The sequence below is a fragment of the Streptomyces sp. NPDC127595 genome, assembly GCF_042671685.1.
GTDB lineage: Bacteria > Actinomycetota > Actinomycetes > Streptomycetales > Streptomycetaceae > Streptomyces.
The window spans coordinates 195156-221697 of the sequence record NZ_JBHXWK010000004.1; the positions used below are offsets into that span (position 1 = coordinate 195156).

Annotated in this window: 21 protein-coding genes; 8 read left to right on the forward strand and 13 right to left on the reverse strand. The window is 69.3% G+C overall.

Annotated features, from left to right (window positions below; translation table 11 throughout):
- Positions 1-62: 62 nt before the first annotated feature.
- The 4 genes from ACFVKT_RS15090 (at position 63) to ACFVKT_RS15105 (ending at position 4993) form a co-directional block, all read left to right on the forward strand.
- Positions 63-3320: a nitrate- and nitrite sensing domain-containing protein gene (locus tag ACFVKT_RS15090; protein ID WP_385731407.1), complete on the forward strand. Its 3258-nt coding sequence runs from the start codon at positions 63-65 to the stop codon at positions 3318-3320.
- Positions 3321-3330: 10 nt separating this feature from the next.
- A complete protein-coding gene (locus ACFVKT_RS15095; RefSeq protein ID WP_266836330.1) occupies positions 3331-3744 on the forward strand; it encodes a roadblock/LC7 domain-containing protein in 414 nt (137 codons plus the stop codon).
- A gap of 93 nt (positions 3745-3837) precedes the next feature.
- A complete protein-coding gene (locus tag ACFVKT_RS15100; protein WP_385731409.1) occupies positions 3838-4431 on the forward strand; it encodes a DUF742 domain-containing protein in 594 nt (197 codons plus the stop codon).
- Complete coding sequence (locus ACFVKT_RS15105) at positions 4412-4993, forward strand: ATP/GTP-binding protein (RefSeq protein ID WP_103554950.1); 582 nt, start codon at positions 4412-4414, stop codon at positions 4991-4993. The genes ACFVKT_RS15100 and ACFVKT_RS15105 overlap by 20 nt, the downstream gene beginning before the upstream one ends.
- Positions 4994-5143: 150 nt before the next feature.
- Here ACFVKT_RS15105 and ACFVKT_RS15110 read toward each other — a convergent pair whose 3' ends face one another.
- Entirely contained in the window at positions 5144-5341 is a 198-nt protein-coding gene (locus tag ACFVKT_RS15110; RefSeq protein ID WP_385731411.1) for an acyl-CoA carboxylase subunit epsilon, read from the reverse strand.
- Between the two features lie 56 nt (positions 5342-5397).
- The gene (locus ACFVKT_RS15115; protein ID WP_385731413.1) at positions 5398-7008 is read right to left on the reverse strand and encodes an acyl-CoA carboxylase subunit beta; all 1611 of its coding nucleotides are present in this window, start codon (positions 7006-7008) and stop codon (positions 5398-5400) included.
- A 437-nt stretch (positions 7009-7445) separates the two neighbouring features.
- Between ACFVKT_RS15115 and ACFVKT_RS15120 the strand changes: the two genes are divergently transcribed.
- Together ACFVKT_RS15120 and ACFVKT_RS15125 are read left to right on the forward strand one after the other, a co-directional pair.
- On the forward strand, positions 7446-8063 hold the full coding sequence (locus tag ACFVKT_RS15120; RefSeq protein WP_385731415.1) for a YceI family protein: 618 nt from the start codon (positions 7446-7448) through the stop codon (positions 8061-8063).
- Between the two features lie 183 nt (positions 8064-8246).
- Positions 8247-8741: an N-acetyltransferase gene (locus tag ACFVKT_RS15125; protein ID WP_385731418.1), complete on the forward strand. Its 495-nt coding sequence runs from the start codon at positions 8247-8249 to the stop codon at positions 8739-8741.
- A gap of 56 nt (positions 8742-8797) precedes the next feature.
- Here the strand turns inward: ACFVKT_RS15125 and ACFVKT_RS15130 are convergent, their stop codons facing one another.
- Together ACFVKT_RS15130 and ACFVKT_RS15135 are read right to left on the reverse strand one after the other, a co-directional pair.
- Positions 8798-9229: a group II truncated hemoglobin gene (locus ACFVKT_RS15130; protein ID WP_385731420.1), complete on the reverse strand. Its 432-nt coding sequence runs from the start codon at positions 9227-9229 to the stop codon at positions 8798-8800.
- Between the two features lie 60 nt (positions 9230-9289).
- Positions 9290-9667: a winged helix-turn-helix transcriptional regulator gene (locus tag ACFVKT_RS15135; RefSeq protein WP_385732114.1), complete on the reverse strand. Its 378-nt coding sequence runs from the start codon at positions 9665-9667 to the stop codon at positions 9290-9292.
- Between the two features lie 152 nt (positions 9668-9819).
- Here ACFVKT_RS15135 and ACFVKT_RS15140 point away from each other — a divergent pair, with 152 nt between their 5' ends.
- A complete protein-coding gene (locus ACFVKT_RS15140) occupies positions 9820-10650 on the forward strand; it encodes an NAD(P)H-binding protein (RefSeq protein WP_385731421.1) in 831 nt (276 codons plus the stop codon).
- 19 nt (positions 10651-10669) lie between these two features.
- On the opposite strand, the gene ACFVKT_RS15145 is transcribed toward ACFVKT_RS15140, so the two are convergent.
- Together ACFVKT_RS15145 and ACFVKT_RS15150 are read right to left on the reverse strand one after the other, a co-directional pair.
- Positions 10670-12028: a hypothetical protein gene (locus ACFVKT_RS15145; RefSeq protein WP_385731423.1), complete on the reverse strand. Its 1359-nt coding sequence runs from the start codon at positions 12026-12028 to the stop codon at positions 10670-10672.
- Positions 12029-12440: 412 nt separating this feature from the next.
- Positions 12441-15461, reverse strand: coding sequence for a glycoside hydrolase family 3 N-terminal domain-containing protein (locus ACFVKT_RS15150; protein ID WP_385731425.1), 3021 nt, complete (start codon positions 15459-15461; stop codon positions 12441-12443).
- A gap of 322 nt (positions 15462-15783) precedes the next feature.
- Here ACFVKT_RS15150 and ACFVKT_RS15155 point away from each other — a divergent pair, with 322 nt between their 5' ends.
- The gene (locus ACFVKT_RS15155) at positions 15784-17688 is read left to right on the forward strand and encodes a ricin-type beta-trefoil lectin domain protein (RefSeq protein ID WP_385731427.1); all 1905 of its coding nucleotides are present in this window, start codon (positions 15784-15786) and stop codon (positions 17686-17688) included.
- A gap of 187 nt (positions 17689-17875) precedes the next feature.
- On the opposite strand, the gene cimA is transcribed toward ACFVKT_RS15155, so the two are convergent.
- The 7 genes from cimA to ureA all read right to left on the reverse strand — a co-directional run bounded on the left by cimA (position 17876) and on the right by ureA (position 26502).
- Complete coding sequence (gene cimA, locus ACFVKT_RS15160) at positions 17876-19480, reverse strand: citramalate synthase (protein WP_385731429.1); 1605 nt, start codon at positions 19478-19480, stop codon at positions 17876-17878.
- Between the two features lie 311 nt (positions 19481-19791).
- Positions 19792-20997 (reverse strand): hypothetical protein, encoded by a 1206-nt coding sequence (locus ACFVKT_RS15165; protein ID WP_385731431.1) that lies wholly within the window; start codon positions 20995-20997, stop codon positions 19792-19794.
- Between the two features lie 80 nt (positions 20998-21077).
- A complete protein-coding gene (locus tag ACFVKT_RS15170; RefSeq protein WP_385731433.1) occupies positions 21078-22253 on the reverse strand; it encodes a TolB family protein in 1176 nt (391 codons plus the stop codon).
- Positions 22254-22491: 238 nt separating this feature from the next.
- Positions 22492-23091 (reverse strand): TetR/AcrR family transcriptional regulator, encoded by a 600-nt coding sequence (locus ACFVKT_RS15175; RefSeq protein ID WP_385731436.1) that lies wholly within the window; start codon positions 23089-23091, stop codon positions 22492-22494.
- A gap of 11 nt (positions 23092-23102) precedes the next feature.
- Positions 23103-24143, reverse strand: a complete 1041-nt coding sequence (locus ACFVKT_RS15180; RefSeq protein ID WP_385731438.1) for an agmatine/peptidylarginine deiminase — start codon at positions 24141-24143, stop codon at positions 23103-23105.
- 11 nt (positions 24144-24154) lie between these two features.
- Positions 24155-25825: an urease subunit alpha gene (locus tag ACFVKT_RS15185; RefSeq protein ID WP_385731440.1), complete on the reverse strand. Its 1671-nt coding sequence runs from the start codon at positions 25823-25825 to the stop codon at positions 24155-24157.
- Positions 25822-26502, reverse strand: a complete 681-nt coding sequence (ureA, locus tag ACFVKT_RS15190; protein ID WP_385731442.1) for an urease subunit gamma — start codon at positions 26500-26502, stop codon at positions 25822-25824. Before ureA ends, ACFVKT_RS15185 begins: the two co-directional genes overlap by 4 nt.
- Between the last annotated feature and the right edge of the window lie 40 nt (positions 26503-26542).

A 26542-nucleotide genomic window follows, 5' to 3' on the forward strand; every position in this document is an offset into this window, starting at 1 on the left:
GTCAAGGGCGCCGGAGACACCGCGGCACAACGTAGGTGCCGACGCCGAGAGGTTTTGGTCGAGTGAGGCGAAGCAAGAACGGTCCCGAGCCGTCGGCACGGGGCAACTTCACCCCGCCGCCGCGTGTCGCGGCGCCCGCACAGATGCCCGGCTCCCCGGAGCCCACGCCGGTACCCGCACCGAGCGGCAGTCGTTTCTCCCCGCGCAACTGGCGCGTGCCGACCAGGCTGAACGCGATCCTGCTCATCCCCGTGGTGGTCGGCCTCGTCATGGGCGGCTTCCAGGTGAGGAGTTCGATCGACACCTGGCAGGAGGCCGAGAACGCCGAGAAGACGGCACGTCTGGTGCAGGCAGCGCTGACCTACGGCGACAAGCTGTACGTCGAGCGCGATGTCAGCGCCGTGCCGCTGCTGACCGGCAAGGGCGACAAGGACCCGACCGTCGTCAAGGCCCGTGCGGCCACGGACGCGGCGGCCGACGCCTTCGACGAGGCCGCCCAGAACATGCCGCAGACGGCCGGCCTGCAACGCCGACTCGACATCTTCCGCAAGGTCGAGCCCGGCCTCGCCACTCTGCGCAAGGCCGCGTACACCTCCGCCCTCACCGGCGTGCAGACCGAAGAGGGCTACACCCAGATCCAGCACCCGCTGATGGAGTTCTCCAACGAACTCGGCCTGGGCACCGGAAACATCACCAGCTACGGACGTACCGTCTACGCGGTCTCGCTCTCCAAGGCCGCGGCGTCACTGCAGCGGTCCATCGGCATGCACCTGCTGATCAAGCCCGGCCCCACCGACAAGGACCTCGCAAGCCAGCGCGTCGCCCTCTCCTCGTACGCCTACCTCGAGGGCATCAGCGTCGAGGAGTACATCGGCGGTGGCACCGAGGCCGACGCGGCCAAGCTCGAGGATGCCCAGAAGAAACTCAAGGAGGACGGCGCGGCCCAGGCCAAGGCCGCCGCGGAGGCCGCCGCGGCCCAGGGCAAGACCTATGTGCCCCCGCCGTCCGGCGACACCGCGATGGTCTCGGCCCTCGCGACGCTCTCGTCCACGGACCAGAGCGCCCGTGACGCGCTCGCCTCGCAGGGCATCACCCCGGACAACTACTGGGCGGTCAACACCGCCAAGTACGACGCCTACCGCACGATCGAGTCGGATCTGACCGACAAGGCCGTGGCCGAGGCCTCCGACATCTCCGCCAGTGCCAAGCAGGACGCCATCATCACCGGCGCCGCCGTCGTGATCGCCCTGCTCGCCGCGTTCATCCTGGCCGGCATGGTCGCCCGCCAGATGAGCCGCTCGATGCGCCAGCTGCGCAACGCGGCCTTCAACGTGGCCGAGCAGCGCCTGCCGATGCTGGTCGACCAGCTCTCGCGCACCGACCCCGGCCGCGTCGACACCCGCGTGCAGCCCATCCCGATCACCACCACGGACGAGATCGGCGAAGTCGCCCGCGCCTTCGACCAGGTCCACCGTGAGGCCGTACGACTGGCCGCCGAGCAGGCTCTCCTGCGAGGCAACATCAACGCGATCTTCACCAACCTCTCGCGCCGCAACCAGTCCCTGATCGAGGGCCAGCTGACCCTGATCACCGACCTGGAGAACAACGAGGCCGACCCGGACCAGCTGGAGAACCTCTTCCGCCTGGACCACCTCGCGACCCGTATGCGCCGCAACGGCGAGAACCTCCTGGTCCTCGCCGGCGAGGAGCCGGGCCGCCGCTGGGACCAGCCCGTGCCCCTCGTGGACGTTCTGCGGGCCGCCTCCTCCGAGGTGGAGCAGTACGAGCGCATCGAGCTCTCCGGCGTCCCGGAGGCCGAGATCCACGGCCGCGCCGTGACCGACCTCGTGCACCTGCTCGCCGAGCTCCTGGAGAACGCCACGACGTTCTCCTCCCCGCAGACCAAGGTCCGCGTCACCGCGACCCGTCTCCCGGACGGCCGCATCATGGTCGAGATCCACGACAAGGGCATCGGCCTCACCGCCGAGGACTTCGCGGACATCAACCACAAGCTGGCCAACCCGCCGACCGTGGACGCCGCGATCTCGCAGCGCATGGGCCTGTTCGTGGTCGGCCGGCTGTCCGACCGGCACGGCATCCGCGTCCAGCTCCGCCCCTCCGGCGAGCAGGCCGGTACGACCTCCCTGGTCATGCTCCCCGACGCGATCACCCACGGTGGCGGCGGCGAACAGCAGCTCCAGCGCGACGAGTTCACGGTTTCGCAGATCATGCCGGAGCAGCCGCAGCCGTCCTTCCAGGGCGAGCCGTTCCCGGGCCAGCAGCCGCTCCTTACGGCCGCCGAGCTCGGCTTCGACGACAGCCGCTACGAAGTCCCGGACGACATACGCGAGCTGGACCCCGTGGGCCGCTCGCTGATGCGCGAGGAGCGCCGTGCGGCCCTGGAGGCCCAGGCAGGGGGCCAGCCGGAGGCTCTGGAGGCTCCGAGCTACCAGGACGGCTTCGAGGCCCAGCAGCCCGCGTACGGCAACGGCCAGGCCCCCTACGAAAACGGCCAGACTCCGTACGGCAACGGCCAGGCTCCTTACGAAAACGGGCAGGCCCCGTACGAGGAGCAGCAGGCGACGTACGACCAGCAGACGTCGTACGAGGAGCCGCAGCAGGGGTCGTACGACGAGACGTACTTCCCGACGAACGGCGGCTACCCGGAGCCCGCGTATGCGGAGCCGGTCCAGGACGAGCACGCGGGGAACGGGAGTGCCGCCCCGGCGACCTTCTCGGCCTTCGCGGAGCCGTCCTACCAGGAGGAGTGGCCGCAGCAGGACGCACAGCAGAACGCGTACCGGTCCGCGTACGCTCCGGAAGCGGAATCCTCGAAGACCGCTGACGCGGGTGAGCAGGACCGCGTAGGCTTTGGCCGACCGGGGCCTGCCCCCTCCGCCCCCCACACCCTGACCGACGCCGGTCTTCCCCGTCGCGGTGCCGCCGCGACAGGCAACGGCCAGCGGTCCGTGGAGCGAAGGGACCAGACTCCGCCGCCGGCGCCGAAGACGGAGGGCCCCGACGACTGGCGTTCGTCCAACGACGACCGGTGGCAGCGGGCCGAGCAGCTCAAGAAGCCCAAGGCCGGCGGGGTCACCCCGTCAGGTCTGCCGCGGCGGGTACCCAAGGCCAACCTGGTCGAGGGAACCGCTGAATCGACGCCGCAGGGCGGCCCCCAGGTCTCCCGCGCACCGGAGGACATCCGGGGCCGGCTGAGCAACCTGCGCCGCGGCGTGCAGCAGGGACGCAACGCAGGTAGTGACACGAACACGAACGGTCAGGGCTTCGGTCCTGACAGCACCTACAACCAGGAGCGTTAGTGTGAGCCCGATGAGCCAGGCGGCGCAGAACCTGAACTGGTTGATCACCAACTTCGTGGACAACACCCCTGGGGTGTCCCACACCGTGGTGGTCTCCGCCGACGGACTCCTTCTGGCGATGTCCGAAGGCTTTCCCCGTGACCGTGCCGACCAGTTGGCGGCCGTCGCATCCGGTCTGACCTCGTTGACCGCGGGAGCCTCCCGCATCTTCGAGGGTGGCCACGTGAACCAGACGGTTGTGGAGATGGAGCGGGGATTCCTCTTCATCATGTCCGTTTCCGATGGTTCGTCCCTCGCGGTACTCGCACATCCGGAGGCGGACATCGGCCTCGTCGGTTACGAGATGGCGCTTCTGGTGGACCGTGCCGGTACGGTCCTGACTCCCGACCTTCGAGCAGAGCTCCAGGGGAGCCTTCTCAACTAACAGACAGACGGTGCGTCTTGGTGTCCCGAGGCCATAAGGTTTCGGGACGCGGTCCCACAGTGTGGGTGCCCGGCACAGTCGGAGGAGGAGAAAGTGGCAACACCCCCAGGCGGTTCGTCTTCGGGCAACTGGTCGTACGGCCCCGGCCAGGGGCAGGGCGGCCAGGGTGACGGTTCACAGAACCCGAACCGGTACAACTTCCCCTCCGCACCGACCCCTCGGCCTCAGCAGCCGTACGCACCCCAGGGTCCCGGGCCTTCTCCGTACGACCAGCCGTCGGCGCCGCGCATCCAGCCCGTGCAGCCGCAGCGCCGTAACCCCGAGCCCTCACCGGCCGGGAACACGCACAACCCTCTGGTGCGCCCGTACGCCATGACGGGCGGCCGTACCAGGCCCCGCTACCAGCTCGCCATCGAGGCGCTGGTGCACACCACCGCACAACCGCACCAGATGCAGGGCCAGTTGCCCGAGCATCAGCGGATCTGCAACCTCTGCCGGGAGATCAAGTCGGTGGCCGAAATCTCGGCTCTGCTGACGATCCCTCTCGGTGTGGCCAGGATTCTCGTCGCCGACTTGGCGGAGGCGGGCCTGGTCGCCATCCATCAGCCCGGCGGTGACGAGAACGCCGGCGGTCAGCCAGACGTGACTTTGCTCGAAAGGGTGCTCAGTGGACTTCGCAAGCTCTAGCGGAGGGCCTTCCCGCTCCACCACGTCCGCGAAGATCGTGGTGGCGGGCGGCTTCGGCGTGGGCAAGACCACGTTCGTCGGGGCCGTCTCGGAGATCAACCCGCTGCGTACCGAGGCCGTCATGACGTCCGCGTCCGCGGGCATCGACGACCTCACGCACACCGGAGACAAGACGACGACCACCGTCGCCATGGACTTCGGACGCATCACCCTGGACCAGGACCTGATCCTGTACCTCTTCGGTACGCCGGGCCAGGACCGTTTCTGGTTCATGTGGGACGACCTGGTCCGTGGCGCCATCGGCGCGATCGTGCTCGTGGACACCCGGCGTCTCGCCGACTGCTTCCCCGCGGTCGACTACTTCGAGAACTCCGGTCTCCCGTTCGTCATCGCCCTCAACGGCTTCGACGGCAACCAGCCATACAACCCGGAAGAGGTCCGCGAGGCCCTCCAGATCGGTCCGGACGCCCCGATCATCACAACGGACGCCCGCCACCGCGCGGACGCCAAGTCGGCGCTGATCACGCTCGTGGAGCACGCCTTGATGGCACGCCTGCGGTAACGCGCCGCCGGACTGCGGGCCAGTCGCCGACCGCGGGTTCGTGGTGGCTGGTCGCGCAGTCCCCCGCGCCCCTCACGGGGCGTCCACCGTACGTGAAAGGGCCCCCTCGGCTGAGGGGGCCCTTTCACGTACGCCGAGAAAAGCCGGAGGCTAGCCGTGCCAGCTGTGCGGTGCCCGGAAGCCGGGCTCGCGCTCCAGGCGGCGCCAGCCGGCCTTGGGGCGGGCGGCGTTGTGGGACGTGGCGGAAGCGGGCGCAGCCGCCGCGCGAGCCACCAGGATGGCCGTGATGGCGGCGACTTCCTCGGGCTCGGCGTGGCCCTTCTCGACGCGGATGTCAGAGTTGTTCATGGGTTCAGTCTCCGTGAGAGAGGTTTCCGCGGCGCTGCCGCGGAGGAACCGCAGGGTTACTGCGGGGGGTTGCCGTGCTTGCGGGAGGGCAGGTCCGCGTGCTTGGTGTGCAGCATCGCGAGGGACCTGATGAGCACTTCCCGGGTCTCGGCGGGGTCGATGACATCGTCGACAAGGCCCCGCTCGGCCGCGTAGTAGGGGTGCATCAGCTCGGCCTTGTACTCCTTGACCATGCGCACGCGCATCGCCTCGGGGTCTTCCGCCTCCGCGATCTGGCGGCGGAAGATGACGTTTGCCGCGCCTTCCGCGCCCATCACGGCGATCTCGTTCGTCGGCCAGGCGAACGTGAGGTCCGCGCCGATGGACTGGCTGTCCATGACGATGTACGCACCTCCGTACGCCTTGCGCAGGATCAGCGAGATCCTCGGCACCGTCGCGTTGCAGTACGCGTACAACAGCTTCGCGCCGTGCCGAATGATTCCGCCGTGCTCCTGGTCGACACCGGGCAGGAACCCGGGGACATCCAGAAGAGTGACGATCGGAATGTTAAAAGCGTCACACATCTGGACAAAGCGCGCAGCTTTTTCGGAGGCCTCGATGTCCAGCACACCCGCGAGCGACTGCGGCTGGTTGGCCACGATGCCGACGACCTGGCCGTCGAGGCGGGCCATCGCGCAGATGATGTTGCGGGCCCAACGCTCGTGCACCTCAAGGTAGTCGCCGTCGTCGACGAGCTCCTCGATCACCTTCGTCATGTCGTACGGACGGTTGCCGTCCGCCGGGACCAGGTCGAGCAGAACGTCCGAGCGCCGGTCGGCGGGGTCCTCGGACGCGACGCGCGGCGGGTTCTCGCGGTTGTTCTGCGGCAGCATCGACAGGAGGTAGCGGACCTCCGCGATGCAGGTCTCCTCGTCGTCGTACGCGAAGTGCGCGACGCCGGAGGTCTCGGCGTGTACGTCGGCGCCGCCCAGGCCGTTCTGGGTGATCTCCTCGCCCGTCACCGCCTTGACGACGTCCGGGCCCGTGATGAACATCTGCGAGGTCTCGCGGACCATGAACACGAAGTCGGTGAGGGCGGGGCTGTAGGCCGCGCCGCCCGCGCAGGGGCCGAGCATCACGCTGATCTGCGGGATGACGCCGGAGGCCCTCGTGTTGCGCTGGAAGATGCCGCCGTATCCGGCGAGCGCGGACACGCCCTCCTGGATACGGGCTCCCGCGCCGTCGTTGAGGGAGACCAGCGGCGCCCCGGCGGCGATGGCCATGTCCATGATCTTGTGGATCTTCGTGGCGTGGGCCTCGCCCAGCGCGCCGCCGAAGATGCGGAAGTCATGGGCGTACACAAAGACCGTGCGGCCCTCGACCGTGCCCCAGCCGGTGATCACACCGTCCGTGTACGGCTTCTTGGCCTCCAGGCCGAACCCGGTCGCCCGGTGCCGGCGCAGCTGCTCGACCTCCTGGAACGAACCCGCGTCGACCAGCAGCTCGATGCGCTCCCGCGCCGTCAGCTTGCCCTTGGCGTGCTGTGCGGCGGTCGCCTTCTCGCTGGGGCCCCGCAGCGCCTCCGCACGGATCGCGTGCAGCTCGGCCACGCGCCCGCGCGCGTCCGTGGGTTCGCCTGCGGGTGCGCCTGCGGATCCTGAGGATTCGGCCTCATCCAAAACGGTCATGTAGCGACCTTACGAAGCCCACCGAGGAAAGGGGGCCGTCGACTCCGTACAGTCTCCGGGCCGTTTTCCTGGTGCCCCTCGACAGAACCACAGCATCAGGCAGGCGATCTGACTGCTCAGGGGGGCTCCGGCTTGTAGAGGTCACACAAACTCGTCAGCTGAGAGCCACCTCACATTCATGAGGAGCACATGCCATCCCCGGAGTGAACGGGTAGCCGGGAGGCCGCCTCGGGACACCCCGGGGACGTCACTTACGGAGCGCGGCAATGGAACGCAACGTAACGTCGTGAACACGTAGCGGATGATGTTGAAACTTGAATGGAATAGGTCTACCTTCCCTCTTGTTGGCATCGTTGAAACTTAAACAGCCTCGCTCGACCACCTCACGTCGCGGGTTCCGGACGGAACCGCGGCCCCGTCCCCCCAAGGAGCACACCATGAGCATCTTCGGCCGCAAGACCGACTCCTCCGCCACCGACACGGACACGACCCCTGCCGAGGTGAACCCCGAACTGGCCGCGCTGACCGGCGACTACACGCTGGACCCGGCGCACACGACGATCGGTTTCGTCGCCCGCCACGCGATGGTGACCAACGTCAAGGGCAGCTTCAAGGACTTCGAGGGCACGCTGCACCTGGACGGCTCGGACCCGTCCAAGTCGACCGCCTCGATCGACGTCAAGATGGAGAGCGTCGAGACCGGTTCCGCGGACCGCGACGGTCACCTGAAGAGCGCCGACTTCTTCAAGACGGACGAGTTCCCGACGATGACCTTCCGCTCCACCAAGGCGGAGGCCCTGGGCGGCGACGACTACCGGATCACCGGTGATCTGTCGATCCTCGGCACCACCAAGCCGCTCACCATCGACCTGGAGTTCAACGGCGCCGCCACCGACCCGTTCGGCAACCAGCGCGTCGGCTTCGAGGGCAAGGCGCAGATCACCCGCTCCGAGTGGGGCCTCAGCTGGAACGCGGCCCTGGAGACCGGCGGCGTCCTCGTCTCCGACAAGATCAAGCTGGTCTTCGACATCTCGGCGATCAAGAACGCGGCCTGATTGCGCGGGCGGCGCCTCCGGAATCTCCGGGATCTCCGCCAACCTCAAAGCGCCCGTCGAGGACGGGCGCTTTGCCGTGTCCAGGGTCCCTGTCCCCCCGTGACGGGCAACACCGGCTCCGGCTCCTCGGTCCCGCGGAATAACCCGGTGCGGTCAACCCGGCGTGACGGTTAACCTCCGCCCATGACTTGGCTGCCCAGTGACTTCGTACATCCCCTCCGCGTCGAGTTGCCGGGCGGGTATCACCTGCGTCCGATCAGCGGGGCGGACGCGGACATCGACTACCCGACCGTGATGGGTTCGCGCGAGCGGCTGTGGTCCATCTTCGGTGAGGCGTGGGGGTGGCCCGCCGAGACCATGTCGTACGAGGCGAACAAGAAGGACCTGGAGCGGCACGCGGCCGAGATCACCGCCCATGAGTCCTTCAACTACGTGCTGCTCAATGACGCGGGTACCGAGGAGTTCGGGTGCGTCTACATCGATCCTCCGGAGAAGGCCGGCGCGGATGCCGAGCTCTCCTGGTGGGTCGTTGACGAGCGCGTGGGCAGCGAGCTGGAGCGGGACCTGGACTCGCTCGTGCCCCGGTGGATCGCCGAGGACTGGCCTTTCGAGCAACCCCGGTTCATCGGACGGGACTTGTCGTGGAAGGAATGGCTGGCTCTGCCGGACGCCGGCTGATTGTCGGGGGCGCGTGCCGTACACGGTGGCGAGCAGTTGGGGCCTGCCCGGGTGAACTACCAGTCCCAGTGCGGGACTTCGCGGAGTGGGTGGAGTTCTTCGTCGGTCTCGGCCAGGGAGTTCTGCTGGGCGACGCGTGAGCCGAACTCGACGTGGGAGCGGACGGCGGCGCGGAAGGGTTCGTCGTCGGGCAGGTCCGCCTCGTCGAGCGACTCCAGATAGACCTGTACGAATCGGTCGCGCTGTTCGTCGGTGATCCGCAGGCCCCGGTGGACCTTGATGATGTGCGCGAATCCGAGTTCCTGAGTGAAGCGGTCCGGACCGCCGAACGACTCGGCGGTGAACCAGGTCAGATGGTCGACGTGATGCGGTTCGCGGCGTGGGAAGACCTCGCGCAGGACGGGGTCCGCGAGCGCCTTCGCGTAGAAGATCTCCTCCAGGCGGTGCAGGGCGTCGTCGCCGCCCGCGTGTTCGTAGAGACTCGTCACGCTCTCATCGTGGGGCGGCGGCACGGGTTCCGCCAAGTGCCCGGCAAGGGCCGCATGAACTCAGCGCGCGTCGTAGCCCTGGCGGGCGTCCTCGACCTTGTCGAGGTTGACGGCGGCCCAGTCGGCGAGGGTGGCGAAGAGCGGGGCCAGGCTGCGGCCCAACTGGCTGATCTCGTACTCGACTCGGGGCGGGACCTCGGGGTGGTAGGTGCGGACGACGAGACCGTCTCGTTCCAGCTGGCGCAGGCGCTGGGTCAGCACCTTGGGCGTGATCTTCGCAATGCGGCGCTCCAGCTCCACGAAGCGATGACGCCCGTATTCGTTGAGCGACCACAGGATCGGGGTCGTCCAGCGACTGAAGACGATGTCGACCACCGGGGCGATGGGGCAGGCCGCCTCCGGGTCGGTATCCGGACCGATCGGCATGTCCGTCGCCATCGCCCGCCATGTGCTTTCGGTCACAATGGCCCCCTCTTCCCATTACTTTCCTCTAGGTACCTACTATGCCACCGCTAGTAGCTTCTCATCAGGCCCTCAAGGGGCCAGGCCGGCAGATCACTGCTGGTCGAACGGGTCACAGGGGAGCGAACATGATCGTGGTAACGGGAGCGACGGGGAATGTCGGGCGGCCGCTGGTGCGGGCGCTGGCCGCGGCGGGCGAGCAGGTGACGGCGGTCTCGCGCGGGGTCGCGGCGCCGGATGTGCCGGCGGGGGTGCGGCATGTTCGCGCGGATCTGAGTGATCCGAAAAGCCTTGAGCCGGCGCTCGACCGAGCAGAGTCGCTCTTCCTTCTGACCTCCGGTGAGCTGCTCTCGGGCGGGGCCGGCTACCTGAGTGGTGTCCTCGACGCGGCTCGGGCCGGGGGCGTCCGACGCGTCGTCCTGCTGTCCTCGCAGGGCGTCGGGACACGACGGCATCCGCCGGAGCTGGAGGAGGAGGTCAAGCGGTCGGGTCTGGAGTGGACCATGCTCCAGCCGGGGGGATTCGACACCAACGCGTTCGCGTGGGCCGGGACCGTCCGCGCGCGGCGGGTGGCCGCCGCACCCTTCGGCGATGTCACGCTGCCGACCATCGACCCGGACGACATCGCCGAGGTCGCCGCCGTCACCCTGCGGGAGTCCGGTCACGGCGGCAGCACCTACGTACTGACCGGGCCTGCGCCCGTCTCGCCCCGACAGCAGGTCGCGGCGATCGGGGATGCGCTGGGCGAGCCGGTGCGGTTCGTCGAGCAGACGCGTGCGGAGGCGCGGGCTCAGATGCTGGGGTACATGCCGGAGCCGGTCGCTGACGCCACGCTGGCGCTCCTTGGCACGCCCACGGCCGAGGAGCAGCGGGTGAGTCCCGATGTGGAAAGGATCCTCGGGCGGCCGGGGCGTACGTTCGGGGAGTGGGCGGGGCGCAACGTCGCCGCGTTCAAGTGACCTGGACGGAGACGCCTCGTCAGAAGCCCCCGCCGAAGTCCCCTCCCCCGCCGCCGAAGTCGCCTCCTCCACCGCCGAATCCGCCGCTGAAGTCGCCTGAGTCGAAGTCGGCGCCCGAGACGTCGCCGCCTTCGTATCCGGCGGAGCCGAAGTCGCCGTATCCGGAGCCGTAGTCGGCCGCGTACGCGGGACTGGCCATCATGCTGCCGAGCATCGTGCCGACGAGGAGGCCGGGCAGCAGGCCGCCGCCGAAGTAGCCGCCCGCCCAGGGGCCGTAGGCCGGGCCCGCGTCCCAGTAGGGGCGGCGGCCGTACTCGGTGTCCACCTCGCGGATGGCCGGGTCTGCGCCGTCCGCCAGGCGGGCCTGGTCCGCGGCGCAGACCGGGACCTCGCGGGTCGCTCCGCCGGCCGGCGTCCAGGTCGCGTCGGCCACCGAGGGGCCGTGCCGCGGATCGAAGAAACAGGGGGCGCGCCGCTCGGGGACCGGGCGGCCCTCACGGCGGGCGGCGAGTTCGGCGAGGGAGAAGCGGCCGTCCTCCAGGGCCTTGGTGACCGCCCGTACGTCCTCCGGGTGCTGGGCGGCGGCCATGGACGACTTCGCCTGCTCGTACGCGTCCAGGGCGCGCTCGTAGTCCGCGCGCATCGCGTCGTCCGCGCCCGCCTCCGCGGGGTGGAAGTCGAGGCGGTCCAGTTCCTCGCCGAACGCCGTGATGTCCTCGTCCACCACCACGCGGAGCTTGTCGAGGGCTGCCCGCTGCTCCTCCGCCTTGCGGCGCTTGTTCCGTCGTACGAGCGTGTAGGCGCCCGCGCCGCCGAGTACCGCCACCGCGCCGACCGTGATCAGGGCGGTGGTGGAGACACCGCCGCCGTCGGTACTGCCGGTGTCCCAGCTCGCGGGGGCCGCGCCGCCGATGTTGGCGAGCGCGCGGTCCGCGAAGTCGTTCAGCTGGGTGGTGGTGTTCTCGTTGTTCTGGACGCTGGTGACGAGGTTCTGTACGGCGGTGGTGGACATCACCGCCGAGTCGGCTCGGGCGTTGAACTGGTCGCCGAGCCTGATCGCGTACAGGCCGGTGATGCCGGTGGAGGTGCGGAGGTTCTGGAAGAGGTTCTCGGTGGGGAAGTCCGCGGGGAGGACGGCGACGAAGACCGGCTTGTCCGCGGCCCTGATCTTCTTGGCGAGGGTGTCGGCGTCCGCGGTGGAGAGCTGGGCGGAGGCGGCGGGGTCCACGTATACCGGGGACTCGCGGAGGGCTGCGGCTACCGTGCCTACGTCGGTGGCCGCGTGGGCCGTGGGGGCCTGGGCGGTGAGGAGTGCCAGGGCGGCGAGCGTCAGTGCGCTCAGCAGTCCGGGGAGCCTTCTTGCGCGTGCGGCCCTCATGTCTTCGACGGTACCTGACGGGGGCTGGGAGTGGCTGTGCGGTGGGGTAGGGCGGGGTGGGTTTTTCGCCCCCTCCGCCCCTGCCCGTCCCTTGTTTCTGGGGGCTGCCGCCCCCAGACCCCCGCTGTCGCGCTGAACGCGCTCGTCCTCAAACGCCGGACGGGCTGAAAGATCTCCAGCACCGCCCCCATGGGTGGGTGGGGGATCGGGACGGCAACGCATCCGCCCCAAACACCGGACGGACTGAAACACCACCCCCGCGGGTGGGTGGGGGATCGGGATGGCACCGCATCGGCCCCAAACACCGGACGGGCTGAAACACCGCCCCCATGGGTGGGTGGGGGATCGGGACGGCAACGTCTCGCGGGCAAACGCCGGGCGGGCTGGAGGCCCGTCCGGCGTTTGGCCGTGCTTACGCCGCTTGGTACGCCTCCCTCAGTTTCGCCACCGCGTCCGCGTACCGGCCTGTCAGGAGCAGGTGGTCGGCGTCGGCGAAGGGCTTGGAGACTGCGGCTGTGATGTTGGTGCCTATTTTCTGCTGGACCAGGAGGCGGGCCTTGGTGACGGCGGTCTGGCCGGCCTTCGTCGAGCCTGTCCGGTCGGCGGCCTTGGCGGCCAGGGCGAGGGCCTGCAGCGTCGCCGTGCCACCCTCCGGTGTCCTGGTGAGGGTCGTGAGGCCCCAGCCGTACGGGAACTGCGGATCGTACGACGTGTCGCCGACGTTGATCGGCAGCTGGGACTCGGACTTGGGCCAGGTGACCGGGAGTTGGCCGGAGAAGGGACGCTTGCCGTAGAGGACGTCCGCGACGCCGGAGCCCTCGGTGCCCGGCAGCCAGGAGGCGACGAGGGCGTCGATGTCACCGAGCCGGTCGCCGATGAGCTGCGGCCGGCCGGAGACGGTCAGGACCACGCACTTGATGGCGGCGCAGACCTTGTCGACGGCGGCCTTGTCGGCTGCGGTCAGTTCGAGGTCGTTGCCGTTGCCCACGTCGCCGACGCCCTCGGCGTACGGGGTCTCGCCGACGACGATCACACCCACGTCGTAACCGGCGGTCGGGGCCGACGCGTCCTTGGAGTAGGTGACGTTGCCACCGGCCTGCTGCAGTCCCTCCAGGATGGTGGTGCCCTCCGTGATCTCGCCGGAGGAGCCCTGCCAGGTGATGGTCCAGCCGCCGGTCTGGTTGCCGATGTCATCGGCGTTGGACCCGGCGACGTACACCTTCTGGGACTTCTTGAGGGGCAGGACGCTGCCCGCGTTCTTGAGGAGGACCTGCGACTTCGCCGCCGCCTCGCGGGCCACGGCGCGGTGTTCGGGCGAGCCGATGTCGGACGCGCCGCTGGTTTCGGCGTACGGCTGCTCGAAGAGGCCCAGCTTGAACTTCTGCGTGAGGATGCGCGATACGGCGTCGTCCACGCGCTCCTCGCTGATCCGGCCCGCGTTCACCTCGCTGATGAGCGTGGTGTGGAAGTCCTTGTACGCGTACGGGACCATGACCATGTCCATGCCCGCGTTGACGGACGTACGGACGTCGGAGGCGTAGTCACCGGGGATCTGGTTGATGCCGTCCCAGTCGCTGATGACGAAGCCGTCGAAGTCCATCTCGTCCTTCAACACCCCGTTGATGAGCGCCGCGTTGGCGTGCATCTTCACCGGGCCCGCGTCGTCGCCGACGATGTCGACCGACGAGTACGAGGGCATGACCGAGCCGATGCCGCGGTCAACTGCGTCCTGGTACGGCGCCAGGTGCACCGCCTCCAGCTCCTGCTGCGTGACCTTGGTGACGCCCTGGTCGATGGTGTACGAGCCCGTGGTGGACGAGCCGTACTCGGTGCCGCCGTCGCCGACGAAGTGCTTGGCGGTGGCGAGGACCTTGTCGCTGTCGCTCAGGTCCTTGCCGTTGGCGCGGCCCTGGAGGCCCTGGATGATCGTCTCCAGGGACTCGACGAGGGCCGGGTCCTCGCCGAAGGACTCGTAACTGCGGCCCCAGCGTTCGTCGCGGGTCACGCACAGGCAGGGCGCGAAGGTCCACGGAATGCCGGTGGCGCGGACCTCGGCGGCGGTCACCTCGCCGGTCTCCTCGGCGAGTTGGGGATCACGGGTGGCGCCGATGCCGATGTTGTGCGGCATGACCGTCGCGCCGACGAGGTTGTTGTGGCCGTGCACCGCGTCCACGCCGTAGATCAGCGGAATCTGGAACCGCGTTGCCTGCGCCTGGAGTTGGAAGGAGTCGATCATCTTCGCCCACGCCTCAGGCGTGTTGGGCGTGGGGGTGGAGCCGCCGCCGGAGAGGAGCGAGCCGAGGGCGTACGTCGCGATGTCGCTCTGCGGGTTGATCGCGTTGCGCTCGGCCTGGGTCATCTGACCGGCCTTCTCCGCCAGGGACAGCCGGGAGACGAGGTCGGCGACGCGCTTCTTCACCGACAACCTCGGGTCCAGGTACGGGAGTCCGTGGGCGTCGATGACGACCTGCGGGGTGCCGACCGGGGGCTTGGCCCCAGTGACCGTCAGCTTCAGGGGGATCGTCTCGGCGGATTCCCCGGACCTGTCCTTGACGGTGGTCACGGAGACGGTGCGCGAGGCGCCTGAGGCCGTACCCGCGGGGAAGGTGATCGAGTCCTTGACGGGTTTGTAGTCCTTGCCGGAGTCGGCGGTGCCGCCGGCCGTCTCGTACGCGACGGTCACCGGCTCGTCGAGCGGGAGGGCACCGGTGGTGGTGACGGAGACCTTGACCTTGGCCCTGTCGCCTTCCTCCACCGGGTAGACCGTGGCGTCGGTGCTGACGCTCGCGCGCAGTGCCTGGTCGGCCGTGCCGTACAACTCCACGCCGTCGATGGCGAACTGGGCCTTGAGGCCGACGGGGAGCGTGAGGGAGTAGCCCCACATCTCGGTGAGGCCGAGGATGTGGTCGATACCGCCCACGGGCTGGTAATCCGTGCGATAGGCGAAGTCGGCGAAGGGGATCTCGATCTGTTTCCAGCCGGTGAAGTCGTCCGTGAAGGATGTCGTCCACAATTCGGAGGCCGCGCCGTTCGCGCCGCCGTCCTTGATCTCGAAGGGGATCTTCTTGCCGTTGTTCTGGCCGTCCCACCAGAAGCGGATGCCCTTGTGCGCGGACCAGTCATGGGCCGGCTGACCGGAGGCGAAGTCGTGACTGTAACCGCCATAGCCGCTGATGTCGTAGGTGCCCGTGAGGACCTTGGCACCCTCGGGGGCGTCGGCGCGGGCGGTCAGGGCCAGTTGGGGCGGGTCGTCGGTGTCGCCGCCCCACGTGAAGATGCCTTCGGCGGGCGGATTCGCGAACGGGACCTCGCCCTCGAAGGTGTCGACGGGGACGGGAGACGGGTCGGCGGCCTGAGCCGCGGCTGACGCGGAGGCCAGGGGCAGCAGCCCGGTGAGCAAGGCGGCGGAAACGAGCAGGGCGGTTCTTCGCATGGACCTTCCCTCGACTCTCGTTGATCCTCTTGATTCGTGTTTCAAACCCTCTTCGGTGCTCTGAATACTCGGCAGTGCTCTTCAGCGTTCTCTTCAGCGCTCTTCAGTACTCTTACGACTTAGATCACGCCGTGAGTTAACTGGCGTCCCGGCAAACCGTCAAGACTTCACGTCAGAACCGGTACACGGGCAATACCCCACTGGATCAGCGGAGTTATTCCTTCAGCCTCTGAACGCGCGACCCCTTGACTCACGCCCGCAGCCGTCATTTACTCACGCCTCGCACGCCCCAATCCCCCACCCCCAGAAGGGCTGCGGACCGATGAGCACAACAAGCACGACAAGATCCCCGAGGAGCCTGCGGCGCACCGGCCGGACGGCCCGGCTGCTCCTCGCCGGGCTGCTGACGACGGCCGGACTCGGCGCCGTGGGCACCGTTCCCGCCCACGCGGCGGGCGAGCAGGTCACCGCCTACCTGACCACCACGGACGACACCGGCGGCCGCCATGTCACCCGTGGATTGCAGCCGCAAACCCCCTTCGCCTTCACGGCCGGAAGTGGCGGAACCGGTGACAACATCACCGTGGACGAGAACACCCGGTACCAGACGTTCACCGGCGGCGGCGCTTCCTTCACCGACACCGCCGCCTGGCTGATGAACAGCAGCGGGGCGCTGACGCAGGCCCAGCGGGACGCCGCGATGACGAAGCTGTTCTCGCCGACGGACGGGATCGGGCTCTCTTTCGTACGCAATCCGATGGGCGCCTCGGACCTCGCGCGGTACGGGTACTCCTACGACGACGTGCCGGCAGGGCAGACGGATCCGGCCCTCGCCCAGTTCTCCATCGCACACGACCTGGCGGATGTCGTGCCGCTGACCAAGCAGGCGCGCACGCTCAATCCCGCGCTGACCGTGATGGCCTCGCCCTGGACGGCGCCCGCCTGGATGAAGGACAGCGGGTCGCTCAACGGCGGCTGGCTGAAGTCGGAGAACTACGGGGCGTACGCCTCGTACTTCGTGAAGTACCTCCAGGCGTACCAGGCTCAGGGTGTGCCCGTCTCGTACGTCACCGTGCAGAACGAGCCGACGTGTTGCTCCGGGTACCCCTCGATGAGCTGGAACGCCTCCGGGCTCGCCTACTTCACGAAGAGCGAGCTGCTGCCGAAGCTCCAGGCGGCGGGGCTGTCGACCAAGGTCCTCGCCCATGACTGGAACTGGGACGTGTACGACTCGTACGCCGCCTCGACGGTCGACGACGCGGCGGTCCGCACGCATCCGAACTTCGGCGGGGTCGCGTGGCACGGCTACGGCGGTGACGTCACCAAGCAGACCACCGTCCACAACCAGTACCCCACGCTCGACGCCTTCGGAACCGAGCACTCCGGTGGCACCTGGATCGCCAACCAGCAGCGTGAGGACATGCTCAACATCGTCGACTACACCCGGAACTGGGCGAAGTCGGTGACGAAGTGGTCGCTGGCCGTGGACCAGAACATGGGGCCGCACAATGGCGGTTGCGGCACCTGCACCGGGCTCGTCACCGTCCACAACGGTGACGCGCAGAGCGGGCAGGTCGACTACACCATCGAGTACTACACGATGGGGCACCTCACGAAGTTCGTGAAGCCGGGCGCTCAGCGCATCGCCTCCACGGCGAGTACGTCCGTGCCCAATGTCGCGTGGCGCAACCCGGACGGGTCGAAGGCGCTGATCGCGTACAACGACGCGTCCACCGCGAAGACGGTGACGATCAACTGGGGTGGGCAGCACGCGACTTACTCGCTGCCCGGGAAGACCTCGGCGACGTTCACCTGGTCGGGGACGCAGGCCGGTGGCGGGGACCAGAGCGGGGCGTTCGTGGGGCTTGCGGGCAAGTGCCTTGATGTGGCCGGGGGTTCGTCGGCCAACGGGACCGCCGTGCAGCTCTACGACTGCAACGGGTCGACCGCGCAGGCCTGGACGGTCAAGGCCGACGGGTCGGTTCAGGCCCTCGGGAAGTGCCTTGACGTGACATCGGCGTCCACTGCGGATGGGGCGCAGCTTCAGCTCTACGACTGCAACGGGACGGGGGCCCAGCGGTGGACGTACAACTCCACCACCGGGGATGTCGTCAATACGGCGGCCAACAAGTGCCTTGATGTGACCGGGAATTCGTCGGCGAACGGGGCGCGGGCGCAGATCTGGACCTGCACGGGGGCTGCCAACCAGAAGTGGCATCTTCAGTAGGGCCCCCGGGGCGGGGGGATTTTTTCGCCCCCTCCGCCCCTGCCCGTCCCTTGTTCCTGGGGCTCCGCCCCAGACCCCGCCAGGGGGCGGAGCCCCCCTGGACCCCCGCTCCTCAAACGCCGGAGGGGCTGAAAGTCCCCCGGAAACGGGACGGGCAGGGCGGAGTGGGCGAAGAAAACCCCGGCGCCTACTCCGCCGGCTCCACCCCCGCCCGCAGCAAGCCGTACGTGCACGCGTCCTCCAGCGCCTGCCAGGAGGCGGCGATCACGTTCTCGCCGACGCCGACAGTCGACCATTCGCCCGCGCCGTCGGAGGTGGAGATGAGGACGCGGGTCGTGGACTGGGTGCCGTGTTTGCCTTCCAGGATGCGGACCTTGTAGTCGACGAGTTCCAGCTTGGCGAGCTGGGGGTAGAGCTTTTCGAGGGCTACGCGCAGGGCGCGGTCGAGGGCGTTGACCGGCCCGTTGCCCTCGGCGGTGGCGACGATGCGCTCGCCCTTGGCGAAGAGCTTGACCGTGGCCTCGTTGGCGTGGCTGCCGTCGGGCCGGTCCTCGACGATGGCGCGCCAGGACTCGACGCGGAAGTACTTGCGGGCGCGCCCCTCGGCCTCCTCCCGGAGCAGCAGCTCGAAGGACGCGTCGGCAGCCTCGTAGGTGTAGCCCTGCAGCTCGCGCTCCTTGACGCGGGCGACGACCCGGCCGACCAGCTCGCGGTCGCCGCTGATGTCGACGCCGAGCTCCTTGCCCTTGAGCTCGATGGAGGCGCGGCCCGCCATGTCGGAGACGAGCATCCGCATGGTGTTGCCGACCAGCTCGGGGTCGATGTGCTGGTACAGGTCCGGGTCGACCTTGATCGCGGAGGCGTGCAGGCCCGCCTTGTGGGCGAAGGCGGAGACACCGACGTACGGCTGGTGCGTGGAGGGGGTCAGGTTCACCACCTCGGCGATGGCGTGCGAGATGCGTGTCATCTCGCGGAGGGCGCCTTCGGGGAGCACCTTCTTGCCGTACTTCAGCTCCAGGGCCGCCACGACCGGGAAGAGGTTGGAGTTGCCGACCCGCTCGCCGTAGCCGTTCGCCGTGCACTGGACGTGTGTGGCGCCCGCGTCGACGGCGGCCAGCGTGTTGGCGACCGCGCAGCCGGTGTCGTCCTGGGCGTGCATACCGAGCCGGGCGCCGGTGTCGGCGAGGACGGTGGCGACGACCGCCTGGACCTGGGCCGGGAGCATGCCGCCGTTGGTGTCGCAGAGGACGACCACGTCGGCGCCCGCCTCGGAGGCGGCGCGGACGACGGCCTTGGCGTACTCGGGGTTCGCGCGGTAGCCGTCGAAGAAGTGCTCGCAGTCGACGAAGACCCGGCGGCCCTGGGAGCGCAGGTGGGAGACCGTGTCGCGGACCATTTCCAGGTTCTCGTCGAGGGTGGTGCGCAGTGCGAGCTCGACATGGCGGTCGTGGGACTTCGCGACCAGGGTGATCACCTGGGCGCCGGAGTCGAGGAGCGCCTTGACCTGTGGGTCCTCGGAGGCCTTGGCTCCCGGGCGGCGGGTCGCGCCGAAGGCGACGAGCTGGGCGTGCTTGAAGTCGATCTCCTGCCGGGCGCGGGCGAAGAACTCGGTGTCGCGCGGGTTGGCACCGGGCCAGCCGCCTTCGATGAAGCCCACCCCGAAGTCGTCCAGGTGCCGAGTGATGGCCAGCTTGTCCGCCACGGTGAGGTTGATGCCCTCGCGCTGCGCGCCGTCCCGCAGGGTCGTGTCGAAGACGTGGAACGAATCGTCGAGTTCGCCGGTGTCCGTCATGGTGTCTGGCTCCTGAGGTTTGGATCTCGGTCTGTACCGGAATGACCGGCTCCACCGTCCTCCAATGATCCCTCGCGCTCTTTTCCCGGCTTGAGGTGGGCCAGGAAAACGAAAAACCCCTCGCGGGTGCGAGAGGTCTGCGCGCGGGTCGAAGACGACGGTGCCCGCCCGTACGTGGTGGTACGTGGCGGTCACTGCGGACCGGCGCGCCTGCTGCCAATAATCATGGCGAACGAGAGCACGGGGGCAGTCTGGCACAATCCGCCCCCGTGCTCACCGTCCGTCTCAGGATGCGAGCACGCTGCTGGTCATCACAGGTGCCGTACGAAGGCGTCGCGCGCCTCGTTGGTGTCGCCGGCCGGGATCAGCGTCGGGTCGTACGACAGGAAGACGATGCTGCGGGCGCCGTCGGCGATCCCGCCGGGCAGGACGCCGGCCGATGCGGTGCCGCCGGTCGTGTCGGGCGTGACCAGGGTGGTGGTGCCCTTCTTCAGGTCCCGCAGGTAGACGGGGTTCTCCGTGCCCCACTGGCTGCCGGGTTCGGTCACCTCCGACATGAACGTGAGGTACCGGCCGTCGGCGCTGATCGCGGCTTCGCGGGTGTAGACCTCGCCGGGACCGCCCTGGGCGCCGTGGATGCGCTGATTGGTGCCGGAGGCGATGTCGTGCACGAACACGTTCCAGCTGACGTCGTTGTCATCGGGGACGAGGTGGGTGTCGCGGGACTCGAAGACGACCGTACGGCCGTTGCCGCTGATGGACGGGTTCAAGGACTCCTTCTCGGTCTTCGAACCGTCGTAGGAGCGGTCGATCTGGGTGCGCTCGCCCGTGGTGCGGTCGTACATCCACACGTCGCCCCAGTCGTCGCCGCGCGGGCCGTTCGCGTAGTTGTACTGGTAGATCACACGGCGCCCGTCGTCGCTGACCGTCGGCCGGAAGGCGTTGCGCGGCTCCCAGGTCGGCCTGGAATGACTGATCCGCTCGGTGGTGCCGGCGACGCGGTCGCGCAGGAAGACCACGCTGCCCTCACCGGTTTCCTGGAGGGTGTAGACGGCGTAACGGCCGTTGGGGCTCACGGAGACCGCGGAAGGCGGACCGGTGAAGCCCTCGGGGATCTCGATGCCGAACCCCACCCGCTTCCCCGTGTCGATGTTGTGGATCCACACGTCTGTGGACTCGGCGGACTCGGTGTAGACATAGCGGCCGTCGTTCAGGACCGCCGCCAGTGTCCCGAACCCCGCGAAGCGGAGCTTTCCGGTGTGCGGGTCGCGCAGGTACATGCCGCCGTGCGGCACGTTCGGGTCGAGGTCGTCGGCGTCCGAACCGATGCCGATATGGCGGCCGTTGCGGCTGATGACAGCGGTGTGGGTGCCACTGCTACCGGCCTTTCCTTCCGGCGTGACGCTGATCGGCTCGGTGTACGGGCCCTTGGGCGCGGCGCCCGCCGAGGTGCCCGTCAGCGCCACGGTGGCGGCGACGAGGGCGGCGGCAAGCGCGACGCGTGTGCTGGCGTACAAGATGTGTTCCCCCTGGAATGACGATCGGTCGGTGCGTGTGTTCGGTGAACTGGTCGGCTCGGTCAGTAGGCGTCGTCCGGTCAGTACGCCGCCGTCTCTCGTACGAAGATGTCGGCAACGGCGTTGGTGTCGCCGGGGACGAGGTTGGCGGCCGTCGAGGAGAAGGCGGCCCTGCCGTTGCGGCTCAGGGACACGGCGGCCGAGGGGCCGTCGGCCTGGCTGTCGTCGGCGCCGAGGCTGATCCGTTCGACGGCACCGGTGCCGAGGTCCTTGATGAAGACGTCGGCGACGCCGTTGGTGTCACCGGGGACGAGGTTGGTCGCGCCGGAGACGAAAGCGACGCGGCGGCCGTCCGCGCTCAGGACCGCGGCCTGGCTGGGAGCGTCGGCCGGGGTGCCGTCCGCGGCGGTGCTCACCCGCACGGTGGTCTGCCGGTCCCGGTCGAAGACGAAGACGTCGGTGAAGCGGGTGTCGTCGGGCACGAGTGAGTTCACATTGGAGGAGAAGGCCACGAGACGGCCGTTCGCGCTGATGGATCCGTCCCACGAACTCTGCTTGTAGACAAAGCGGGTGGGCAGGCTCACCTGCTCCGTCGTGCCCTTCGCCCGGTCGCGGACATACACGTTCAGGGCATGGGTCCAGTCGTGCGCCGGGTCGAGCTGGGCCGCCGTGTCGAAGGCGACGAAGCGGCCGTCGGCGCTGAACGAGGTCACGTCGGAGTCGCCGTCGCCGAGCGTGCCGTCGGTGCGGTACTGGACCAGCTCGGTGCGGCCCGTCCTCCGGTCGAGGACGATCCCGTCGTCCCGGCCGTTCGTGTCGCCGGGCGCGGCGTCCGGTGCCGAGGTGGTGTACGAGACGAACCGGCCGCTCGCGCTGATCGCGGGCGAGTAGTTGAGTTTGTAGCGCGGCGGCGCGTCGGGGTGGCCGGTGCTGATGCGGTGGGTCCGGTGCGTCCTGCGGTCGTGGAGGTAGATGTCGTCGAGGCCGTTGTCGTCGCCTCTCGCGAGCGCGGCGACGGTGGCGAAGACGACGTACCGGCCGTCCGCGCTGATCGCCGGGGCGGTCGCCGGGCCCTCGGCGATGCGCTGGGTACGGCCGGTGCGCAGATCACGGACGAAGACATCGGCGACGCCGTTCCTGTCCCCGCGCACGAGGTTGCCGGCGTCCGAGGTGAAGGCCACATAGCGGCCGTCGGCGCTGATCGCGGGGGCGACGGAGGCGCCGTCGCCCTCCTGTCCACCGGTGGCGGTGCTCACCCTCGACGTGCGCGGCGCGGCGGAACCGGCCTGTGTGGAGTTGGCGTGCGCCGCGGGAAGGCGGCGCCGGCGAGCGCGGCCGCAACCGACGCCGCGATGGACACACGCAAAGCACTGGACATGATCTCCCCCTGGAATCGTGTCGGCCCCCGGCCCCGTGTCAAGGGCACTCCTGGATGCAAACGCACCACCCCCGACAGGGTCAATCCCCCGTATTACGTACAACCCGGACCATTGATCAGTCGTCCGGGAGGAGGCCCTCGTTCAGGAACTCCCGTACGTGGCCGAGAATCTGCCCCCGGTCGGTGCCGCGGAGCCCGATCGCCACGTGGATGGAGAAGCCGTCGAGGAGGGCGCGGAGGCGGGCGGCGAAGCGGTCCGGGTCGACGGGGCGGAACTCGGCGTGGGAGACGCCTTCGGCGAGGAGGGCCACCAGGTCCCGGTGCCAGGCGCTCTCGATGGCGACCTGCCGCTCGCGGGCGTCGTCGTCGGCGTTCTGCGAGCGGTTCCAGACCTCGAGCCAGAGGGTCCAGTGCGGGTCGCGGTGGCCGCCGGGGACGTACAGGTCGACGTAAGCGTCGAGGCGTTCGCGGGCGGTTCCCCGTGCGGCCAGCACGCGACTCCGCTCGGCGCCGAGGCGGCCCTCGCTCCACTCCAGGGTCCGCAACAGCAGTTCGTCCTTGGAGCCGAAGTAGTAGAGGAGATGGCCGCTGCTCATTCCGACCTCGCGGCCGAGCGCCGCCATGGTGAGCTTCTCCAGACCGCGCTCGGCGATCATGTCCATGGCCGCGGCGAGCACGTCCTCGCGCGGGGGCGCGTTCCTGCGCGCACCGGCCATCGCCCGACTCCCTAGATCTTCGGCTGCTGCTGAGTGATGCAGTGGATGCCTCCGCCCCCGGCAAAGATCGTACGTGCGTCCACCAGCGTGACCGTGCGTTCGGGGAACAGCCGGCGGAAGACGCCGGCCGCGATCTCGTCCCGCGGATCGTCGAAGCCGCAGAGGACCACCCCGCCGTTGCAGAGGTAGTGGTTGATGTAGGAGTAGTCGGCCCAGTGCCCGTCGGCCTCCAGGACCGTCGGGGCCAGGACCTCGACGACCTCCAGCCTGCGGCCCCGCGCGTCGGTCTGCGCCTTGAGCAGGCCGATGATCTCCTTGCTGACCTCGTGGTCCGGGTGCGCCGGGTCCGGTTGGCAGTGCGCGACGACCACACCCGGGCGCGCGAACGCGGCGACGATGTCCACATGGCCGAGCGTGCCGAAACCGTGCGGTGGATAGTCGCCGGTCAGCCCGCGCGGCAGCCAGATCGCCCTGCGGGTGCCGAGGTGGGCGTGGATCTCCGCCTCGACCTGCTCGCGGGTCCGGTCGGGGTTCCGCTCGGGGCCGAGCTGCACGGTTTCGGTGAGCAGGACGGTGCCCTCGCCGTCGACATGGATCGCGCCGCCCTCGTTGACGAGCTTCGAGGCGTACGTCCGTGCCCCCGCGAGATCCGAGACATACGAGCCGATCTTCGCGTCGTGCTCCCAGCGGGCCCAGGACTGTGCGCCCCAGCCGTTGAACGTCCAGTCCACGGCGGCGAGTTCGCCCTTGCCGCCGGTGAGGAAGGTGGGGCCGATGTCGCGCATCCAGGCGTCGTCGAGGTCGCGCTCGACGGTGTCGATGTCCGGGCCGAGGAGCTCCCGGGCCGCCGCCGACTGCCCGGGACCGCACACCACGGTCACGGGCTCGAAGCGGCGGATCGTACGGGCCACCGCCGCCCACGCCGCACGCGACTCTGCGAGGTCGTCCGGGTCCTCGAAGGTCGGGTTGGGGCCGGGCCACGCCATCCAGGTGCGCTCGTGCGGGGTCCACTCGGCGGGCATCCGAAAGCCGTCTGCTGCGGGCGTGTTCATGGTGGGGGTCCTCACAGGAAGTACAGGCGGTTGAGGGAGACCGAGTCGGCGGGCTCGGAGCGGATCGGGTCGCCGTCGAGGGTGACCAGGCCGGTGCGCTGATCGACATCGACCGCTCCGGTACGGGAGTTGAGGCGCAGGTCGGCCGGGCCGATGCCGCGTGTGCCGCGCACGGCGACACGTCGGCGGCGGGTGGGCATCAGGTCGTTGCCCTGGTCGAGCGCCGCCTGGGCGACGAAGGCCACCGAGATGTCGGCGGGCGTCGAGCCGTGCGCCCCGAACTGCGGTCCCAGGACGAGGGGTTCGCAGGTGTCGGTCGCCGCGTTCGGGTCGCCGACGACGCCGTACGCCGGGAAGCCGGACTTCAGGACGAGCTGCGGCTTGGCGCCGAAGTACTCGGGCCGCCAGAGCACGATGTCGGCGAGCTTGCCGACCTCGATGGACCCGACCTCGTGCGAAAGGCCGTGCGCGATGGCGGGGTTGATCGTCAGCTTGGCGATGTAACGGAGCACGCGCGCGTTGTCATGATCCTCGGGGGCGCCGAACTCGGCCTTCATCTTCCCCGCCATCGCGAACGTCCGGCGTACGGTCTCCCCCGCGCGGCCCATGCCCTGCGCGTCCGAGGAGGTGATGCCGATCGCGCCCAGGTCGTGCAGCACGTCCTCCGCGCCCATCGTGCCGGCCCGGATCCGGTCGCGGGCCATGGCCGCGTCGCCGGGCAGGTCGGTCTTCAGGTCGTGGACGGAGACGATCATTCCGTAGTGCTCGGCGACCGCGTCCCGGCCGAAGGGCAGGGTGGGGTTGGTGGAGGAGCCGATGACGTTCGGAACTCCGGCCATTTTCAAGACATTTGGCACATGCCCGCCGCCGCACCCTTCGATGTGGAAGGCGTGGATGGTGCGCCCGTCGAGCACGCGGAGGGTGTCCTCGACCGACAGGCATTCGTTCAGCCCGTCGCTGTGCAGGGCGACTTGGACGTCGTACTCCTCGGCGACGCGCAGCGCCGTGTCCAGCGCGCGGGTGTGGGCGCCCATGTCCTCGTGGACCTTGAAGCCGGACGCTCCGCCTTCGGCCAGTGCCTCGATCAGCGGGGCGTCCGAGGACGACGAACCCCGGCCCAGGAAGCCGATGTTGACCGGCCAGGCGTCGAAGGCGTTGAAGGCGTGGCGCAGCGCCCAGGGCGAGTTGACGCCGACGCCCCACACCGGGCCGAACTCCTGGCCGATGATCGTGGTCACCCCGGAGGCGAGCGAGGCCTCCATGATGCGCGGCGACAGCAGGTGGACGTGCGTGTCGACGGCTCCGGCGGTGGCGATGAGCCCCTCGCCGGACACGATGGACGTCCCCGTACCGACCACGACGTCGACGCCGTCGAGGGTGTCGGGGTTGCCGGCCCGCCCGATGGAGCAGATCCGTCCCTCGCGGATGCCGATGGAGACCTTCCGGATGCCCTGCGCCGCGTCGATCACCACCACATTGCTGATGACGACGTCGCAGGTCTCACGGACGGCGGCGGCCTTGAGGTGCAGTCCGTCGCGGGCGGTCTTGCCGAAGCCGGCGAGGAACTCGTCGCCGTACTTCTGGGCGTCGGACTCGACGCGGATCGTGAGCCCGGAGTCGCCCAGGCGGACGCGGTCGCCCGCGCGGGGGCCGTGGGTGGCGGCGTACTCGTAGGGATTCACAGCTCAACTCCCAGGTAGCCGCAGGCAGTTGCCCTGCGCAGCGCCTCTTCCTTCGCCCCCGGCGCGTCCAGCGGCCCGTCGACCAGACCGGCGAACCCGATCGCGATCCGCTCGCCGCCGACGGGCAGCAGCCCGACCTCGACGCTCTCGCCGGGGCCGAACCGCACGGACGACCCGGCCGGGACGGACAGCCGCATCCCGTAGGCCGCCGCGCGCGGGAAGTCGAGCCGCGGGTTCGCCTCGAAGAAGTGGAAGTGGGAGGTGACGGAGACGGGCACGGTCGCGGTGTTCGTGACGAGCAGCCGTACGACGGCCTCGGGCTCGGCATGTGCCGGCCCCGGCAGCAGCGCGCCCGGCGCCTGCTCCCCGAGTCCGCCGCCGATGGGGTCGCTGACGACCGCCAGCCGCGAACCGTCGTCGAAGACCGCCTCGACGTGCACCTCGGTGACGACATCGGCGACGCCCGGCAGCACGTCGTCGGGACCGAGCACGGAGCGGGCGCGCTCGATGGCCTCGGCCAGCCGCCTCCCGTCCCGGGCCGCCTCGCACACGGTGTCCGCGATGAGCGCGGTGGCCTCCGGCACGTTGAGCCTCAGGCCCCGAGCCTTGCGGGCCCGGGCCAGCTCGGCGGCCGAGAACAGCAGCAAGCGGTCACGTTCTGTCGGGGTCAGCCTCATCTCACATCCCTCCATTAGAGCATCACTCTAAACAGTAAAA

Bases quoted from the DNA above. Each gene is read 5' to 3' on its own strand.
- ACFVKT_RS15095 (WP_266836330.1), top strand. From the start codon at position 3,331: ATGAGCCAGGCGGCGCAGAACCTGAACTGGTTGATCACCAACTTCGTG.
- ACFVKT_RS15110 (WP_385731411.1), bottom strand. From the start codon at position 5,341: ATGAACAACTCTGACATCCGCGTCGAGAAGGGCCACGCCGAGCCCGAG.
- ACFVKT_RS15115 (WP_385731413.1), bottom strand. From the start codon at position 7,008: ATGACCGTTTTGGATGAGGCCGAATCCTCAGGATCCGCAGGCGCACCC.
- ACFVKT_RS15120 (WP_385731415.1), top strand. From the start codon at position 7,446: ATGAGCATCTTCGGCCGCAAGACCGACTCCTCCGCCACCGACACGGAC.
- ACFVKT_RS15125 (WP_385731418.1), top strand. From the start codon at position 8,247: ATGACTTGGCTGCCCAGTGACTTCGTACATCCCCTCCGCGTCGAGTTG.
- ACFVKT_RS15135 (WP_385732114.1), bottom strand. From the start codon at position 9,667: ATGGCGACGGACATGCCGATCGGTCCGGATACCGACCCGGAGGCGGCC.
- ACFVKT_RS15140 (WP_385731421.1), top strand. From the start codon at position 9,820: ATGATCGTGGTAACGGGAGCGACGGGGAATGTCGGGCGGCCGCTGGTG.
- ACFVKT_RS15145 (WP_385731423.1), bottom strand. From the start codon at position 12,028: ATGAGGGCCGCACGCGCAAGAAGGCTCCCCGGACTGCTGAGCGCACTG.
- ACFVKT_RS15150 (WP_385731425.1), bottom strand. From the start codon at position 15,461: ATGCGAAGAACCGCCCTGCTCGTTTCCGCCGCCTTGCTCACCGGGCTG.
- ACFVKT_RS15155 (WP_385731427.1), top strand. From the start codon at position 15,784: ATGAGCACAACAAGCACGACAAGATCCCCGAGGAGCCTGCGGCGCACC.
- cimA (WP_385731429.1), bottom strand. From the start codon at position 19,480: ATGACGGACACCGGCGAACTCGACGATTCGTTCCACGTCTTCGACACG.
- ACFVKT_RS15175 (WP_385731436.1), bottom strand. From the start codon at position 23,091: ATGGCCGGTGCGCGCAGGAACGCGCCCCCGCGCGAGGACGTGCTCGCC.
- ACFVKT_RS15180 (WP_385731438.1), bottom strand. From the start codon at position 24,143: ATGAACACGCCCGCAGCAGACGGCTTTCGGATGCCCGCCGAGTGGACC.
- ureA (WP_385731442.1), bottom strand. From the start codon at position 26,502: ATGAGGCTGACCCCGACAGAACGTGACCGCTTGCTGCTGTTCTCGGCC.